Source organism: Wolbachia endosymbiont (group B) of Cyclophora punctaria (assembly GCF_964028235.1).
In the GTDB taxonomy this organism is placed as follows: Bacteria; Pseudomonadota; Alphaproteobacteria; order Rickettsiales; family Anaplasmataceae; genus Wolbachia.
Map to the genome: position 1 here is coordinate 952,304 of NZ_OZ034749.1, position 18,795 is coordinate 971,098.

Sequence of the window (18,795 nt, forward strand, 5' to 3'; positions counted from 1 at the left end):
TTCTATTTTTATTATAAAAATAATTAATTTTTAAATACTTTATATTGATTTTGTCATCAAAGTTCATATAATATTAATATATTAACTTTGATGGTGGTAAAGAAATGCATGGTAGTATAAGCGACGAAGTGGTGAAAAATTTAGACAAGTTCACTTCTTATAGACAAGTAAATAAATTTAAAAAGATATTCAATAATCTTACCACTAACCATAAAATGAATATATAGAGTATGTTAAAGCAAAGCCTCAAGGCTCTAAAGCTATGTACGGCATACTAAATGCACTAGACAAGGAAGAAGCACTTTTAATCTTTAATCAGTTGCTTCAAGAGAATGAAAAGTTTGCTTTCAATACACTCGATTGTATTCATCCCAAATATACTTTATTTAAAATTCTATTTAATCAACTGAATCCCCAGCAAAAAGAAGATTATAAAGTAAATTTAGAGACAAAATCAACTGTCAAAGCTAAGCTTGTCCTAAAGAATTTTTACTTAAGCAATAAAGAGAGTTCAAGCAACTTAAGCACTGAAAACTCCAATGAACCGTTAGTACAAAACAGAGATGATTTGCCAGCAGCACATTTCTCTCTTATATCTCTTCCATCAGAGGAAACAGTTGTTGAACATCCATTTGATACTAGACTAGAACTTTCTTCTGACAAAGAGGATCAATCATGTAGCCAAACAGTAATTCCATTTCTGGGTTTTGCTGAATTCGATAATCAATTCTGCAATACTGTAACAGAAAATTCGACAGTTAGTAGTAGTTTAACGTCGAATTATAATATATCAGATAGCCTAGAAGGTGAGCAATTATCCCCAGAGTATTTAACTATTTGATAAATGGAGTAACTAGTCTGCAATCCTCAATTGTGGATGATTTGCCAGAGTTAAATTTATCTCCTATAACTCCTGAATTCGAGGAAACAGTTGTTGAACATACATTTGATAGTAGACCAGACTTTTCTTATGAAAATGAACCGTTAGTAAACAAAAGAAAAAGAGCTGAAGAGAATCAATTATATAGCCAAATAATTCGTTCAATAACTGGAAAACAGCGATCACAAGACTTGTGTTTTACAGCGTATAATAGTCTTACAGAATGTGAATTAGAAGAAATATGCACAGTGGAGCCACCAGCAAAGCGCCAATGCATATCAGTACCTTCATTTGAGGGTTTTGCTGAATTCGATAATCAATTCTGCAATATAGTACCAGAAGATTCAATAGTTAATGATAGTGCAGTGCCAGAAGAACATACTAGCCTGGAAGGTAAGCTAACTTTCCTAGACTCTCAAATAAATGGCGGAGAGCCATTAACTAGTCTGCAATCCTCAAATGTGAATCCATTGCCAGAGTTCAGTTTCTCTCTAAGCTCTGTTACACTAGATGAAATGGTTAAGAGATATGGCTTTAATCACAATGACCACGCTCTAAGTGATTTAGAAGAGGTATATGTAAAGCAACCAGCAAAGTTCCATACATATTACCACAATAACTAGGGACAAAAAAAGGTGGTAGTTTAACCTACCATCTCCTCTGGTTTCACTATCCTTTCAAACTCCTCCTCAGTGAGCAGTTGAAGTTTTGCTGCTGCTTCTTTTAGAGTGATATTTTCTTTATAAGCAAGCTTCGCTATTTTTGCTGCATTGTCATATCCTATATGCGTATTTAATATAGTAACTAGCATTAACGACTGATTTAGTAAATCCTTTATTCTTTCTTCGTTTGCTCTAATATCAACTACGCATTTCTCTGCAAAATTTAAACTTGCATCAGCTAAAAGTCTTATAGACTGCAAAACATTGTAAATTATCACCGGCTTAAACACGTTCAATTCAAAGTGACCATTTGAGCCACCAATTGTCACGGCAACATGATTTCCCATAACTTGAGCACATACCATAGTCACCGCTTCGCATTGAGTTGGATTCACCTTACCCGGCATGATTGAAGAGCCAGGCTCATTTTCTGGTAACATTATTTCTCCAATTCCGCATCTTGGACCAGAACCAAGTAGCCTTATATCATTTGCAATTTTCATCAAGCTTACTGCTACTGTATTGAGTGCTCCACTGAGCTCAACTAAAGCATCATTTGCTGCTAGTGCTTCAAACTTATTTTTTGCTGAAATAAATGGAAAATTAGTGATTTTTGCCACTTCTTTAGCAAAATCCTCAGCAAAACCCTTTTTAGTATTGATTCCCGTGCCAACCGCGGTGCCACCTTGTGCAAGTTCATATACATTGATCAGAGTTGACTTTACTCTCTCTATTCCCTTTTTAATCTGAACTGCATAGCCAGAAAATTCCTGCCCAAGTGTTAGAGGAGTTGCATCTTGCAGATGAGTACGCCCTACTTTTATTATATCTTTAAATTCATGAACCTTATTATTTAGCGCTTTATATAATTCTTCAAGATTGGGAATAAGCAAGCGGTTTATTTGCTCTGTTACTGCTATATGCATTGCTGTTGGAAAAGTGTCATTTGATGACTGACCACAGTTTACATGATCATTTGGATGCACTGGAGACTTACTACCTAAATCACCGCCCAAAATTTCTATTGCACGATTGCTGATCACTTCATTCATATTCATGTTAGTCTGAGTTCCAGACCCGGTTTGCCAAACAACAAGTGGAAATTGATTATTAAATTTACCGTCTATTATTTCCTTTGCAGCTGAGCAGATTGCATCCCCTACTCTATTATCTATGCTACCCTGCTTCATGTTAACACGTGCTGCTGCAAGTTTTACTATTGCTAGCGCTTTAATCAGAAACTCTGGCATTTTCTCTGTACCAATTTTGAAATTTTCCAAAGAACGCTGAGTCTGCGCTCCCCAGTAATGTTCACTTGGTACTTTTACTTCTCCTAAGCTATCTGATTCTATTCTAACTTTTTTATCCATATTTCCTCATTCTAGTGTTTGACATTACCTACATATATGATTAGTTAAATCAAATTGTATTTCAGTGTCAAGTTGAGACATTTTTAGTGAAGACCTTAGAAAACTTTCAAGCCATATCTTTTGCTTCTATTATTTTTTTATTGTTATTAAGGCAATCATGCAACCTTAATCAATAAACCTACTTTCACTCTCTATAAGGCTATGACCTTACCCAGAAAAAGTAGACAGAAAGTTAAGACGTTTTTGAAGTAAAATAAAACGTTTTTTCAAAGAGGTGTGGTATGACAAAAAGAAAAGAATATACAGCAGAATTCAAAATTGAAGCTATAAGACTAGTAAAAGAAACAGGTCAATCATCAGCAAAAATAGCAAGAGATTTGGGTATTAGCGGTGATTCATTAAGCAGATGGGTAAAAACATACAATGATAGAATGTCTGGAGTAGATGCGTTTCCAGGAAAAGGGAAAGTAGCTCATTGTGACAAAGAAAAGTTTTATTTAAAGAAAGAGCTGGCAAGAGTAACGAGGGAAAGAGACATTTTAAAAAAAGCCCTGGGATATTTTGCAAACCAAAAAGAGTAAAATATTCTTTTATAAAAGAACATGAAAACTGCTATAAAATACGGGAATTATGCAGATTTTTGAACGTATCTGCTTGTGGTTATTATAAATGGATTACTAAGGAAAAAAACAACAAAAAATCAATAAGAGAAGAGCTCATACAAGATATTCAGAAGGTATATCGAGCATCACAATGCAGATACGGAGCTCCTAAAATTCACGCTGAATTAAAGGCTTTAGGTAAAAATTATAACATCAAAACAGTGCAAAATGTTATGCAGAAAAATGGCATTCAAGCTAAGCTTAGACGAAAGTTTAAAAGTAAAAAACCACAAATAGACAATAGAGTTATAACTCCTAACATATTAAATCAGAATTTCATCGCTGATCAACCTAACAAGATATGGGTAACTGATATTACGTACATAAAAACTAATGAAGGATGGTTATATTTGGCAGCAATAATAGATTTATATTCACGCATGGTGATTGGCTGGTCAATGAGTAATGCAGTAAATAGGCAATTAGTTATAGATGCGTTATTCATGGCTATTGGTAGGCGCAAATCTGCTAAAAATCTACTATTTCATAGCGATCAAGGATCGCAATACACCTCTAAAAATTATCAATTTTTACTAAGTACAAAAAATATTACTTCTAGTATGAGTCACAAAGGTTGTTGTTATGATAATGCTGTTTCAGAGAGCTTTTTTAGTTCACTTAAGAGAGAGTTACTCATTGATACTTCACAACACTCTGCACAACAAGCTAAAACCGCAATATTTGAATATATAGAAATTTTTTATAATAAACAGCGTAGACATTCTACTATTAACTATTGCATTCCTGAGCTTTTTGATTCATCATTCTCATAGCAAAAACGTCTTAACTTTCTGTCTACTTTTTCTGGGTAAGGTCACCTTCTCTGGACGCACTTGGCAGCTGAAAATAATCCTGCATGATTGTTAATCATTTGTGCAAATGATAATGTTTTTAGTTTAGGGGATTGTAACTCTTGAGTATTAAAGTTTAATTGTGCTGGAACAATTTCTACTTCAAGCTCTACATGTTCTCTTGTGAAACGATCAAGTAGGCTTTTTACCTGATCAATTGTTTGAATTCTTACCTTATAATACCGCAATAAAGAATTGATTATTTCCCTGTTGTTAAGAAAAAATATCACTAATTCTATTTTACCTGTTAAATCTTTAGCATAAATTGAGTATTCTATATTTAATCTATCTTGTGAAATATTTTGTATTGTCTCACTCCCTGTCCAAATTCTTACCTGGTCATCAATGCCCTTACTTACAAGAAAATTATATAATTCACTATCTTCTTCCTTCATTTTATTGAGCTCATCCTTACAGTTATACCAATAAGATGATAACTCTGGTATACAAGTAGGAAGAGGCAAGCGAGGTATTGACATATCAAGATTAGCTATTAAATGATATCTAGTTAGAAGCTTTGCTACCTCCTTATGGCCATTTACAATAGCATATGTTAGGGCAGAGAATTGACCTTTACGTTTTTTCACATTTAAATCAGCTCCATTTGCTATTAGAAGTTGTACTACCTCAAGATGACCATGGGCAGCAGCATGAATTAGAGCAGTTATGTTTCCCGGAGATTCTGCATTAACATTTGCTCCCTCTTCTATCAAGTATTGTAATATCTCTAGTTGACCATTTTCAGCAGCCCATATTAAAGCAGTTCTCCCATAATCATCATCTATTGTATTAATAATTGCTCCACCCTGTATAGCTTGCTGAACAAAATCTAGCTGTCCTTTTTTAGCAGCATCAATTAGCTGCGCATTTAGCTGTTTTTGTGATGGCATATACCCCTCCTAAAAAAATATACAATTTAAAGCTATTTTAGCCACTATTCAAGTTTTAATGGCTAAAATTGATTGAATCACTTTTTAGTGTTTTTTTATGGTTGTTTGAATCTAGCAAAGATGAGTCTATATCACAATCTAGTAATTCTCCTACTGCACTTAGTAAACCAGCTGTACAACCAGCTATTTTGATCTGGATGAGAGGAGATATAATTTATAACCACTCCCCTATCCTTTCTAGTTGTTTGTAGCTGTTAAATCTCAGGAATTTATCAAAATAAGGAGAGGCAATGAAGGGAGTAGTATCTCTTAAATAATTAGATAAGAAATCTGGTAGAATATTCTGAAATTCATGCATTTTTTGTCTATAATCTTTCAAAGCAATAACCTTTATTTTATCATAATCAAGTTTCCAATAAGCAAGCTCCGAGACTTCTTTTTTTGTTGTGTATTCCACTGCTAAAGCTTGTAAAATTAATTGCGGGAAAAATCCTGACATAACTTCCTCATTGGAAGGTGGTGAACCAAGTTTATAGTCTATAATTGCTACTTGCCCACCTGGTAGATACTCAACTCTATCACATCTTGCTGTCAGTGAAATTTCTTCTGTCATTCGAGTATCTGACCAGCTCTTATTACACAATTGTCTGGTGTGTTCATTTGCAATCAAATTTTCTGGATCCAAGTAGTCAAGCACTGGGATGACACCCTTCTTCTTAGTGGAAGTTGTACAGCATCCGCGCAGTTGTGTGTCACGCGCTGGAATATGAAATATCGGATAGGAAAAGCTCTTCTCCAACTCAACTTGATTGTTTCCAGTCCTATCAAACTCAACAAAAGATTGAATTATCCTCTGCAACCTTACCCACCACATATTTGAAAAGTGGAATCGATTAGACGAGAATATTTCTCGTGTAATACTCATCAGCGACTTTTCGTTGCGTAAATATCTTGCAAAAATATTGTGTACCATAGTGCCAAACTCCAATATCGATGGCTTAAAATTTAAGTCTTTCAACTGTCTAAGGTTCAGTATGTATTCAACATAAAATGAATAAGGGTTACGAATCAGTTTTTCTACCGCACTGCAAGACATCACTTGCATTTTTTCTTCTCTGACTTTGGCTTGAGGTTTTGGCATAGGCTGAGTACATGGAACAATGCACTCAGGTGTATTTAATATTCTTAGCCAATTGCGATAAGGATATTTTGGTTCTTGTAACAGAACCTCCAAACGGCGCAATAGAATTGATTTTCTATCACTCACTAGCCTCGTAATATAAACCTTGCCGGCACCAAATAAATTGCGCAAAGTATACAAAAAGTACCCTTGCTCTTCTTGCACAGAAGGAAGGTTAAATTTTTCTCTATTCAGTGCACTCAAAAACGGATTCTGAAAATTTGGTATATCATTAAATCCAGCAAGTATTACAACTTTATTTTGATATAAGCTAAATTTATCAAAGTTATTTTCTGGAGAAAAAAACTTCCTTTTTAAAAATAATATCAGGATTTGACTATATAACTCTAAGGAACACTCAATTGCTATACCGTCACATGCATTTAAGAAATCACGAGTAAAATTACCTATTTCACCATTTAGCTCTAGAAAATTCACATTAGAAAGCACATTAACACACTGTAAATGAGCTGCTGCTATATCAGAAATAGGATAATTTATAAGATTAAGTAAAAGATTAAATATAGTTTCTAATCTACTGATAATAATTAATATATCTTCTTTATATCTTAGCTTTTTACAAGTACTAATAGCGTTGATAATATCCTTAAGACCACTTATATCAAAGCTACGCAATACTTCTATCTCAAACTCAGATAAAATACGAGTGTACTTTTCTTGAGCGTAACCAAAAGTCACTAGCCTATGTTTAAGAAGAGAAAGCAATGCTACACCGTTCCATTTTGAGTTCAAAATCTCAATACTATAAAGCAGAAGCGTCACATAAGAATAGTTTTTCGATATGGGGCACACCATACGAACTGCAAGTAATTTATCAAAAACAAACAAAGAAACGTTTTCATAACCTTCATTCTCCATAATTAGTGACGTCACCTGTGCTTCTTCCTCTCTGGAATCACAAGTGATGACTTCAATATTGCCAATATATCCATTACTAACTTTACTTAGATCGGCAGTTGTATCAAAGACATAATCTAGTTCAGGACTGCCTGTCATCCCAGCCCTCTGATTTTTAGTGTACGAACATTGTAATTTGCAGGTAATTTGAGTAGTAGATGATGTCATTCCAGTGCTTGACACTGGAATCCAGTTTCTATTGTACAGCCACCTGGTGCACTCATTTAAAGTTAAGTTTTCTGGATCCGAGTGTCTGGGTACTGGAATGACATCAGAACACGCTTCTGGCAGAAAACTTACATCCTCTCTGCCTATACTTAAATAATCGAGCAGATCTTTCAGGCAATATTGATAATGTTTTTTATCAAGTGATTGCCAATCTTTCTCTTTAATTTTCAAATTCAGATTAGGTAAAATTATCTTTCCAAATGGCAGGTCGTATACAGCTTTAATCAACAACTTATAAATCTCCTCCTTTCCAATTCCAATAAAGATCATATGCTGATCTTTCTTCAGGGAAGCTATCATATTGTTTATGTAGTCACTCTTATGCTTTAGTATATCTACTACTCCTAAATTTTTTAAAGTATTACTCCAAGTTTTGATAAGTAAGTTTATGAAATTCTCCATTTTCTTCGAATGCTCATCAAGCTGATAACAATCCGCTATTTGGGTATATTGAAGTAATGACGGCAAACTGTAAACTAGATCGATTGGAAAACTATCATTGTGTTTTTTATTCCACTCCAATGTAAATTGAATGAGTAGCAGCGTTCTCTTTGTCGGGTTAATAACTTTAACTCTATCAAGATTTAATATTAAATCTTCTTCATCAATGTTTTCTAGTGAAACTATCTCTGGCAAAATTATAGTTCTGTAATTCTTGAATGCACTCAGCAATGCTATCACATCCCTCTTGCAGGGAAGTATGATCTTTATCTCGGGAATTTTTTCTCTTTCATATTCAGAAAATATGTGCTGAACCAGAACATCAAAAAGGGACTCATTCACATTAACAGTAAAAACTCTTCCCACTAACAGTAACAATTAATACAACACTTTTATTGTATAGAAATTATTTAAAATATAAATGTGCTCGCAGTTTCTTATGCTATGATATATTAAAGTCTTTTACAATATTACATGGCAAACATCAGAATAGAAGTTTTTAATAAATGTGAACAAGTTGGCCGCAGAAGGGTAGTTAATGTTTACTTGATTTACATAAGCAAAGAATTACCATCAAAATTACATGAAGAAATTTGTGGGCTATTTTATAATAAAGTCATACAAGACTGCCGTTATTATTCCTACAATGAAAACCTTGAAAAAGTTCAATATAACTTCATAGAATCACAAGCAAAATGGGGCTTGGAGATAAGCTTTTTACCTGGCATGACCGATAACGTAGGAAACACGGCAAAACAAATTGTTAGAGAATATCTAATGAGCAAAGGCCACATTGATGAAAGTGTTTCTATCAAGGCAAGAAGTTCAAAATTGATTCTAAGTCAAGGAGGTTTTCCAACCGAAGATGACATAAAACAGGAATTCAATCCTATTACTGAATATTGCACACTTGTCTATAAAGAAAACGGCAATTGCCATTGGAAGTATTACAGTAAACCAAATACCCCACCTGGTGTCATTACAGCGCGTGACCAGGAAAAAAAAGAATGGATTCCAGTGTCAAGCACTGGGATGACACCAGGTAATAATGGAGCAAAATCTGTCAAACTCAATGTAAGTGACCAAGAGCTTGAAAAAATCAGCAGAGATGGAATCGATGGTAATGGCACGTTAGGGCTCTCGCTGGCAGCAATGAAAGCTATAAAGGATTACTTTGAAAAACTCGGTAGAAATCCATATGATATTGAACTTGAGTCTCTGGCACAGACTTGGTCTGAACATTGTAAACACAATATTTTTTGCTCCCCTATTGATGAAATAAAAGATGGTCTATATGCTCATTATATTAAGCGTGCAACGCGTGAGATAAATTCTAACATATGCGTGTCAGTTTTCTCCGACAACGCAGGAGGAATAATTTTTGATGACGATTACTTGATTGTAGATAAAGTTGAAACTCACAATAGTCCTTCAGCTCTCGATCCGTTCGGTGGAGCAATGACTGGAGTGCTTGGAGTTAATCGAGATATAGTCGGTTTTGGCAAAGGTGCAGAACCTATAATGAATACTTATTACTTTTGCTTTGCCAAAGAATCAAAAGGCAAACTTTATAGAGATAAAGAGCGTACTGATAAAATCTTACCACCAAAATATATAATGAAAGAAGTGATTCACGGTGTTAATGTTGCTGGTAATTGCTCCGGTATTCCAACGCAACTTGGATCGGTATACTTTGACGATAGATTCTGTGGAAAGCCATTAGTTTTTGTTGGAAGCATCGGAATTATTCCACGGAATATAAATAATGCACCTTCACACATAAAAGAACCCAAAAACGGTGATAAAATCGTAATTATTGGTGGAAGAGTTGGAAGGGACGGAATTCACGGTGCAACTTTTTCTTCAGAGGCATTGTCGGGAAATAGCCCTTCAACAATTGTGCAAATTGGTGATCCTATAACACAAAAAAAATTATCCAACGCCGTCGTAAAAGCAAGAGATCTTGGTCTTTATAATGCAATAACGGATAATGGAGCAGGCGGTCTATCATCGTCCATTGGTGAAATGGGAAAAGACGGATTTGAAGTTGATTTGAGCAAGGTTCTCCTTAAAAACGATGGTATGGCTCCGTGGGAAATATGGATATCAGAATCACAAGAGAGAATGACCTTAGCAGTGCCAGAAGAAAATCTTCCTGCGTTTAAGCAAATCATGAAAACACATGATGTGGAGGTCTGTGTAATTGGAGAATTCAACAAAAGTGGCAAAGCCGTTGTTAAATGTCCCCCAGGGGCAGTAATAATGGACATCGAAACTGAATTTCTGCATGATGGTAATCCTAAAATGCATTTACAGACAAATCCATGGTCTGGAAAATCTAACCCATACGCTGTCATTCCAGAATTCTCTCCTGTTATCCCAGTGCTTGACACTGGAACCCAGCAGGCTTTTTCTGCAAATAAATCTAAAACTTTATGTAAAAATACGTGCGATGGCAGAGTTGAGCTTGAGATAGATTCCAGTGTCAAGCACTGGAATGACACCTTTGCACTAAAAGAAATGCTAAGCAGACCAAACATACGCAGCAAAGAGTTTATAGTGGTGCAATATGACCATGAGGTTCAAGGATCGTCAATACTGAAACCACTGCAAGGCAAGGGAAGAGTGTGCAGTGAAGCTGTTGTCTCGAGGCCAGTCCTTTCTTCAAACAAAGGTGTTGTAAAATCGCAGGGATTTGGCTCAAGTTATGGAGAAATTGACACTTATCACATGGCAGCATGTGCGATTGACACTGCAATACGTAACTACGTAGCTGCAGGAGGAAATATAAATCATCTAGCGTTGCTCGACAATTTTTGCTGGTGTGATGCTTATAATCCAGAAAGGCTGTGGCAACTAAAGAGAGCTGCAGAGGCTTGTTACAACTTTGCAACTGCATTTAAAACGCCATTTATATCCGGAAAAGATAGTATGTTTAACGACTTTAAGGGATATGATGAAAATGGCGAGAAAGTGATGATATCTGCACCACCTTCACTACTCATTTCAGCAATTGGAGTTATAGACAATATTGAAAATGCGGTATCGCTTGATGTGAAAATGCCAGGGGACTTGATATATGTGCTTGGTACAACCCACGATGAGCTTGGTAAATCTGAATATCAGTTATATAGTGGAATAGATAATAACAACGTGCCAAAAGTTAATGCAAAGAGCGCTAGGAAGTTGTATGAACGTTACAACCAGGCAATAAAAGATGGCATAATTGTCTCTGCAATTGCACCAAACTTAGGCGGCTTAATTATTGCTCTGGCAAAATCGCTAATTGCAGGAGACCTTGGTGCTGAAATTGATCTTTCACTAGTACCAATAGGAAAAACACAAAATACAGACATAATAAACAAGATAATAATGTTTTCTGAATCGCAAAGTAGAATATTAGTAACCATTGCCCCGCAAAATCAGCGGAAGTTTGAAGAATTGTTTAAAGGTATAGTTTTTTCATGTATTGGAAAAGTGACAAAGGAGAAAGCTCTCAATATAAAGGATATTATAAGAATAGATTTGAAAGACTTAGGTACTAGTTTAAATAACTTTTGATTACGCTAGACAAATTTTTCATTATGTGTAATGTCTGATTAAAGTAAATGCATGTTATTAAATTTGGGTAGGTGATTATGTCCATTTTATCAATACTCTTGCTTATCAGTCTTTCTTTACTTAACACTTCAAATAAATTAATGATATGTGCTACCTTATTTGTGGGAGCTACTTTAGTTGTAAACTCAATGGTTGAGTTTCATGGTAGAAGCAAAGCTACTTACAGCTTAATAGTGTGTACAGTGATATGCTGTCTTTTTAAATTGCAAAATTTTAGTTTTATGATACTGGTTCTATATACTGCAATTTTAATCTCTCTTCTCTCAAGCATAGTTGTTTTTGAAGAACTAAAGTCGAAATTGAATTTTCATATGGCAAATTTCATCACTTTAATTATAGCATCGGTCATTGATAGTACGATTATTTGTGTTGGACTACTATACAAAATTTCTGCAGGTAAATGCTTATCAATATATATTAAAGATTTAATTTTCAAGTTTTCCTATGCATCGATATTGAGTATCTGCTTGTTTATAGGAATGTATTTATTCTCCTTGGCAAGCAAGAAGTATTTTAAGGTTTCTGCATAACCCGTCTTCTGATATAGCCAAAATAGTTTAGATTTAACTATAACCGTCATTCCGCTATTTGTTAGCAGTTTGGCAGTATAATGTGAAAAGCTCTTATTCGGATAGCGGTTCTAAAATCAAAGTAATTGGAAACTGTTAACTTAAGTTATCCTTTAAGAGAGCTAGTACAATTTCTTACAGGTTTCATACATGATAAGAGTTTTATTTTTAGCTAAACCAATTGAAATAAGCTATAAAATCTGTTAAAGTCAACTTTGTGCAAGCACCCTTAGCTCAGTTGGATTAGAGCATTTGACTACGGATCAAAAGGTCGGGCGTTCAAGTCGCTCAGGGTGCACCATATTTTATAGGAAATAGAGGTCATGCTTGAAATTCATATGTGTAATACCTATCTTTAAAGGTAAAATACTGAGCTATTATATATGAACAAAAAAGACTATTATGATCTGCTAGAAGTGAGCAGAAATGCTAGTACTGACGAGATAAAAAAAGCATATAAAAAACTAGCATTAAAATATCATCCTGACAGAAATCCTGGTAATAAGGAAGCAGAGGAAAAATTTAAAGAAGTAACAGCTGCATATGAAGTTCTATCTGACTCTGAAAAAAGAGCAGGTTATGATCGTTATGGTCACGATGGTGCTTCTGGTGGATTTGATTTCAGCCAAGCTGGAGGGGATTTTAGCGATATATTTAACGATTTTTTTGGTGGAGGATTCGGCGGCAGTACAAGTAGGTCAAGAACAAAAAGAAGTACAACAGGAGTATCTGGATCAGATCTGCGCTACGATCTTAAAATTACCTTAGAAGATGCATTTAAAGGAATACAAGCACCTATACATTATGTGACAAATATAAAATGTAATACATGCCAAGGCACAGGTAGCGAAGGAGCAATCAAACCAGTTCAGTGCAACACATGCCAGGGAAGCGGTAGAATTAGAACTCAACAGGGCTTTTTTACCATTGAAAGAACGTGTACTACATGCTATGGGGAAGGAGAAATAATACAAAATAAATGTAAGAAATGCGGTGGAAGTGGGCGTAAAAGAGATGAAGTAAATATCTCCGTTTCAATTCCAAAAGGCATAGAAGAAGGAGCTAAGGTAAGGGTCAGTGGTAAAGGAGAAGCTGGAGCAAGAGGTGGAAAAAGCGGAGATTTATACGTATGTGTGAAAATAGCTACTCATCAGATCTTCACTCGCAATAGAGCAGATTTACACTGTAAAGTGCCTATAAGAATGACACTAGCAGTACTTGGTGGTGAAATCGATATTCAATCAATTGATGGAGCTAAAATAAAAGTAAAGGTCCCTGAAGGCACTCAAACTGGTACCAAATTACGTTGTAGGGAAAAGGGTATGCCATATATGAACTCACATGCTCGTGGTGATTTATACGTACAGGTAATAGTTGAGACTTTAAATCCAAAGAATTTAACCCAAAAGCAGATTGAGCTATTAAAAGCGCTTGAGGAAGAGGAACATGAAAGTGTAGAGCAGAAATCTGAAGGATTCTTTGGAAAAGTAAAAAAAAAATGAGAAATTTGCTAAATGATATAAAGAGGTAGCTGTCTACACTTAATTCTTTTTACCAATTTGAAAGCCTTCTCTTTTAGTGAAAAGATTTTTTAAAGTTATGCAAAAGTGATAAATTCCTTTATTTAAGGTCGAAGTTTTGCTATCCTCGCATTTTAATAATTTAAAATTAATGAACATAAACAAAAATGAGTTTTTATTTCTTCCTCTTGGAGGAGTAGGAAGAATTGGGATGAACGTTAGCCTATATCATTATCAAGGCAAGTGGATTATGATCGACCTTGGTATCGGTTTTGCAGATGAAACTATGCCAGGTGTTGAGCTACTCATTGCTGATGTAGATTTTATTGCTCAAAGAAAAAAAGATTTGCTTGGAATAATAATTACACATGCACATGAAGATCACTGTGGTGCAGTGCCTCATCTGTGGGAAGATTTGCAATGTCCCATATATACAACAAAGTTTACAGTTAATTTTCTCAAGGAGAAACTAAAGGAGTTTCGATTGGAAGGTGTGGTACCTGTGAAAGAGGTAGACATAAATGGCAGCATAAATTTGGGTCCTTTTACCGTTGAGTTTATAAATGTAACTCACTCAATTCCTGAGGCAAATTCAATATTAATTAGCACTGAAGCAGGTAGTGCACTTCATACTGGGGACTGGAAATTTGATCCAAAACCTGTTGTTGGATTAATTTCTAATATAGAGCGTTTAAAAGAAATTGGCGATAAAGGTGATCTACTTGCAGCAATTTGTGATTCAACAAACATACTGAGCAAACACGACCCTGAATCAGAAAGTGAAATTTATGATAATATTTACAATATAATAAAGCGGTCTAAAAAATTGATTGCTGTATCGCTATTTGCCTCAAATGTGGCGCGAATTGAGACTATCGCTAAAGCTGCACAAGCACTAAATAGAAAAGTGGTTTTACTTGGCAGATCTTTATGGAGAATAGTGAAAGTTGCTCAGGATAGTGGTTATTTAACTGATTCTCCTGAGTTTCTAGAAGCAAAGGAGGCAGTAAATTTTCCAAGGGAAAAGCTGGTGCTACTTTGCACAGGTTGTCAAGGTGAGCCACTGGCAGCAACCTCAAGGCTTGCTAATAAGAGTCATCAAGCATTTAAAATGCAGCAAGGTGATACCATAATCTTTTCATCAAAAATCATTCCTGGCAATGAAACTCGTGCACATAACATGCTCAATGCCTTTATTGAGATGGGAGTGGAAGTTATTACTGAAAAAACAGAGAATGTTCATGCTTCCGGACATCCAGTAAAAGCAGAGCTAAGGGAAATGTATTCTTTGATAAAACCTAAGATAGCTATTCCAGTTCATGGTGAGTATATTCATACGGATGCACATGTAAAGTTCGCTAAAGAGTGCGGTGTGAAAAAAGCAATAATGATTGCACCAGGTGATATTGTTAATTTGGAGAATGGAGAAAAAGTTAGTTCAATTGATGTTGACTACTTTGGTATTGATGGTACGTTGCTACGCCATCCAGAATGCAGCGTTATAAAGATGCGTGAGAGAATGAGAGATGCTGGGGTTATTGTAGTAACAGCAATTGTGAATAAGAAAAACAAATTGCTCGCTAAGCCAAAAATATTTGCACCTGGTGTTTTCGAAGCGCAAGAAGATGCAGCCATTATGCAAAAGATCATAGAGAAGGTTGAGTCAGCATTTAGTCCACAACCGATAAAAAAAATAAGAAATAAGATTGAAAGTTCAATATTTAGTATCTTAAAGGAATATTTACTAAAAAGACCTATAGTTGAAGTCCAAATAGAACAGGTATAGAAATATACCTCTTTTTATTAACCATTATTTGAGTAAGAAGTTAACAATGTATTCTTTGATGTTATTTCAGCATGCAATACTGGAATCCGTAAAAAAAAATCAGTGTCAGATCACACAACTATACAAACATTGTGATTTGAATCTACCAGAAGGGTGCCATCTCAACGCCCAGGCAAACATTGTAGTTTTAGAGCAATCTCCACCAGTAGAGTGTCATCCCAGTGCTCTGACACTGGAATCCATTTTTTCATGCAACCTTGTCAAAGACGTTTATTTTAGAATAAAACAGCTACTTTTATGCTTGCCACCTCAGTGCACTTACTTGCAGTCAAATTTCTGGATTCCAGTGTCAAGTACTGCAGAAATTGATTTACTCTACTGTCATGCAGTTTAACTTCAAAAGTAAGCTATTTGCTGAGATGACAGGAGGTAATGCAAGAAATCTAATGAAGCTATTCGTTCAACTGGTGTTATTTATTTCGTTATTTATTCCTTATTCCACAAAAGCTGTTTTATATGTTGATATAAAAAAAAGCAATATTGGTAATATTGATCTTGTTGTATCTAAATGTGCATGCAAGACAGAAGTGGAAAGTGAGCTAAGTGAAAGCATCACAAAAGTAATTGAAACAAATCTATCTAATTGTGGCTTATTTAATGTGAAACGTAACACGAAAGTTGAGTCTTGGAAAAGCGATACTGTAGTCACAGTAAGTTTAAGTGAAGTATCAAACAGAAATTTAGAGCTATCTTTTCGTTTATCTGACAGCTTTACAAACAGAGAATTACTTACTCAGTCGGTTGTTTTTCTAGTAAAAGACTGGAGGAAAATTAGTCATCTTGTTTCAGATGTGATACACGATAGATTAATTGGTGAGAAAGGGCATTTCAATACAAAAATTACATATATCGCTGAAGAAAAAGATAGCAATTACAAATCCGTCCGTAAAATTGCTGTGATGAATCAAGATGGCAGTAATATAAAGTACTTAACAAATGGTGAGGAATTTGTGTCAACACCAAGATTTTCACCAAATGGAAAGGGTATTGTTTATATCTCATACACAAATGGTAAAAGTTATATAATATTAAAAAATTTAAAAGATAACACTGAATCAATAATCAGCGCATTTGAAGGAGTTATTTCTGCACCAAGATTTTCTCCTGATGGTAAATCTCTTTTTATTTCCCACTCATTGAGTGGTGAAACAAATATATTATCTCTAGACTTAAACAGTAAACGAACAAAAAAAATTACTAAAGGTTCAGCTATAAGTACTTCTCCCTCTTTGTCTCCAGATCAAAAGTACATGGTTTTTAGTTCTGATATAAGTGGAAGTCAGCAACTATATATCATAGATTTCACTAAAAAAAGCAAAAAACCCAAGAGAATTAGTTTTGGAAATGGAAGATATGCTACACCTGTTTGGTCGCCAAAAGGAGATCTGATAGCTTTTACAAAAATTCAGTCAGGAAAATTTTACATAGGAGTTATGAAGCCAGATGGCAAAGAAGAGCGCTTGCTTTCAGAGGGACATAAAATTGAATCTCCGGCATGGCTACCAAATGGCAGAGAAATTATCTTTACTAACGCAGAATCACCAAGCAACTCTAAATTATATTTAGTAGATTTAGTAAAGAAAAATCAAAAAATGGTTTTTACTCCAACGAATGCTTCTTTACCAGATTGGTCTTATTTTTGAAAGTAGATCTATAAAATCGGTATAAATCTTGCTTTATCTTAATCGTTTATAACCTTCGGTACTACGAAATACCCATGCTCCGATTTTGTATTGGATAATATTTCTTCTTTAATGTTTTGAGAATTTATAATACCATCGCGTACATGGACATCCTTATCTATAGTTCCATAACGCATAGGAGAAACACCTTCAGTATTAACTTTCAACAAAGTATCATGTATCCAATCCAGCATTGTCAGTTCTTTTGAGTAGTATTGAATCTCATCATCGGATAACTTAATCCTCACAAGCTGTGCAGTTTTAAGCATTTCTTCCTTAGTAATTGTTATTTTTCTCTTATTTGCAAATTCTATTAACGAAGTGATAACATCTTCTGTTGATCTAGCTGGCACTTTTACCTCCTTGCATAAAGCAAATTAAAATATTTGCAATTGAAACAACCTCTATCTTATCATTTTTTTCAAATTTGTGAAATACGGTGTCCGTAATTACTAATTTATCCAGAGAAGAGGAAGAGATTTTCTCAACTGCATTTCCTGAAAGTATTCCATGTGTAATGCACGAAACTACAGACTTTGCTCCTCGGTTTTTTAAAGCAAGAGCTGCATTACATAATGTTCCGCCAGAGTCAACTATATCATCAACAATGACGCAATTTTTGTTTGCAACTTCTCCGATTACATTCATTACCTCAGATGTACCTGCTTTTTCTCTATATTTATCTACTATAACAATATCATTATCCAACTTGTGTTTTTCCTCTAAAATCTTTGCAAAAGCACGAGCTCTGCCAATTGCTCCAACATCAGGCGCAACTATTGCCAAGTTTTCCTTGTATATAGAGTTAACAAATACTTCAAAACAGCTTAGATTAGTAACTGGTATATCAAAAAAACCTTCAATTTGACTTGAATGCAAATCAATAGCAGCAACACTGTTTGCACCAGCTGTTTGAATAAGATTTGCAGTTAATTTAGCACTTAAAGCAGATTGCATATTATTGTTTTTAATAACCCTATCCTGCCTACTGTATCCGTAATAAGGAATAATAGCTGTTATTCTCTTGGCTCCAGATCTCTTTGCTGCATCAATTGTAAGCAGAAGCTCCATAAGGTTATCATTTACAGGGGAAGAAATAGATTGTACTACGTATACTTCTTGATCACGTAGATCATTTGCTACTTCTACATTTACCTCACCATCGGCAAATCTTGACACCTGATTGGGGAATAGCTGAGCATTTAGCCCACTTGCTATTGAATCTCCTAATCGTTTACTAGCGCTACCTATTATTACCTTCATATATACCAATTAAGTTTTGAAAATTATACAGAAACCATGGAACGATTAAAACTTTATTCTTGCCGCCAAGTGGATCATAGAAACGAAAAAGTTACTCGAAACATTTCACCAGCTTTCTTATCATGCAACTCGTTTTCACAAAGGTACGTACTATTTTTCTACTTAAAAATAAAGTAAATTTTTTGTGATGCTAAGCATTTTCTATAATTTTT

Annotated in this window: 14 protein-coding genes and 1 tRNA gene; 10 read left to right on the forward strand and 5 right to left on the reverse strand. The window is 34.8% G+C overall.

Going from position 1 to position 18,795, the window contains the following annotated elements:
• Positions 1-262: 262 nt before the first annotated feature.
• Both ABWU33_RS04675 and ABWU33_RS04680 read left to right on the forward strand, forming a co-directional pair.
• Entirely contained in the window at positions 263-841 is a 579-nt protein-coding gene (locus ABWU33_RS04675; protein WP_264337351.1) for a hypothetical protein, read from the forward strand.
• A 41-nt stretch (positions 842-882) separates the two neighbouring features.
• On the forward strand, positions 883-1,503 hold the full coding sequence (locus ABWU33_RS04680; RefSeq protein WP_353280406.1) for a hypothetical protein: 621 nt from the start codon (positions 883-885) through the stop codon (positions 1,501-1,503).
• Between the two features lie 20 nt (positions 1,504-1,523).
• On the opposite strand, the gene fumC is transcribed toward ABWU33_RS04680, so the two are convergent.
• Positions 1,524-2,912: a class II fumarate hydratase gene (gene fumC, locus ABWU33_RS04685; RefSeq protein ID WP_211908003.1), complete on the reverse strand. Its 1,389-nt coding sequence runs from the start codon at positions 2,910-2,912 to the stop codon at positions 1,524-1,526.
• Between the two features lie 281 nt (positions 2,913-3,193).
• Here fumC and ABWU33_RS04690 point away from each other — a divergent pair, with 281 nt between their 5' ends.
• Together ABWU33_RS04690 and ABWU33_RS04695 are read left to right on the forward strand one after the other, a co-directional pair.
• Positions 3,194-3,493: a transposase gene (locus ABWU33_RS04690; RefSeq protein ID WP_353280344.1), complete on the forward strand. Its 300-nt coding sequence runs from the start codon at positions 3,194-3,196 to the stop codon at positions 3,491-3,493.
• Positions 3,469-4,347: an IS3 family transposase gene (locus ABWU33_RS04695; protein WP_353273672.1), complete on the forward strand. Its 879-nt coding sequence runs from the start codon at positions 3,469-3,471 to the stop codon at positions 4,345-4,347. Before ABWU33_RS04690 ends, ABWU33_RS04695 begins: the two co-directional genes overlap by 25 nt.
• 41 nt (positions 4,348-4,388) lie before the next feature.
• Here the strand turns inward: ABWU33_RS04695 and ABWU33_RS04700 are convergent, their stop codons facing one another.
• Positions 4,389-5,315: an ankyrin repeat domain-containing protein gene (locus ABWU33_RS04700; RefSeq protein WP_353280409.1), complete on the reverse strand. Its 927-nt coding sequence runs from the start codon at positions 5,313-5,315 to the stop codon at positions 4,389-4,391.
• Positions 5,316-5,529: 214 nt separating this feature from the next.
• Positions 5,530-8,448 carry a PD-(D/E)XK nuclease family protein gene (locus ABWU33_RS04705; RefSeq protein ID WP_353280411.1) on the reverse strand — a complete coding sequence of 973 codons (2,919 nt, stop codon included), beginning with the start codon at positions 8,446-8,448 and terminating at the stop codon, positions 5,530-5,532.
• Positions 8,449-8,556: 108 nt separating this feature from the next.
• Here ABWU33_RS04705 and ABWU33_RS04710 point away from each other — a divergent pair, with 108 nt between their 5' ends.
• From ABWU33_RS04710 to ABWU33_RS04735, 6 genes are all read left to right on the forward strand, one after another.
• Complete coding sequence (locus tag ABWU33_RS04710) at positions 8,557-11,643, forward strand: phosphoribosylformylglycinamidine synthase subunit PurL (protein ID WP_211907998.1); 3,087 nt, start codon at positions 8,557-8,559, stop codon at positions 11,641-11,643.
• A 281-nt stretch (positions 11,644-11,924) separates the two neighbouring features.
• On the forward strand, positions 11,925-12,233 hold the full coding sequence (locus tag ABWU33_RS04715; protein WP_264337356.1) for a hypothetical protein: 309 nt from the start codon (positions 11,925-11,927) through the stop codon (positions 12,231-12,233).
• A 262-nt stretch (positions 12,234-12,495) separates the two neighbouring features.
• A tRNA-Arg gene (locus tag ABWU33_RS04720) sits at positions 12,496-12,573 on the forward strand.
• An 82-nt stretch (positions 12,574-12,655) separates the two neighbouring features.
• On the forward strand, positions 12,656-13,774 hold the full coding sequence (gene dnaJ, locus ABWU33_RS04725; protein WP_006012700.1) for a molecular chaperone DnaJ: 1,119 nt from the start codon (positions 12,656-12,658) through the stop codon (positions 13,772-13,774).
• A gap of 169 nt (positions 13,775-13,943) precedes the next feature.
• Positions 13,944-15,578 (forward strand): ribonuclease J, encoded by a 1,635-nt coding sequence (locus ABWU33_RS04730; RefSeq protein WP_211907995.1) that lies wholly within the window; start codon positions 13,944-13,946, stop codon positions 15,576-15,578.
• A 446-nt stretch (positions 15,579-16,024) separates the two neighbouring features.
• Positions 16,025-17,281 carry a protein TolB gene (locus ABWU33_RS04735; RefSeq protein WP_353281065.1) on the forward strand — a complete coding sequence of 419 codons (1,257 nt, stop codon included), beginning with the start codon at positions 16,025-16,027 and terminating at the stop codon, positions 17,279-17,281.
• 38 nt (positions 17,282-17,319) lie between these two features.
• Here the strand turns inward: ABWU33_RS04735 and gatC are convergent, their stop codons facing one another.
• Both gatC and ABWU33_RS04745 read right to left on the reverse strand, forming a co-directional pair.
• Positions 17,320-17,673 (reverse strand): Asp-tRNA(Asn)/Glu-tRNA(Gln) amidotransferase subunit GatC, encoded by a 354-nt coding sequence (gene gatC, locus ABWU33_RS04740; RefSeq protein ID WP_211907994.1) that lies wholly within the window; start codon positions 17,671-17,673, stop codon positions 17,320-17,322.
• Entirely contained in the window at positions 17,663-18,583 is a 921-nt protein-coding gene (locus ABWU33_RS04745) for a ribose-phosphate diphosphokinase (RefSeq protein ID WP_353280415.1), read from the reverse strand. The genes gatC and ABWU33_RS04745 overlap by 11 nt, the downstream gene beginning before the upstream one ends.
• Positions 18,584-18,795 lie beyond the last annotated feature (212 nt).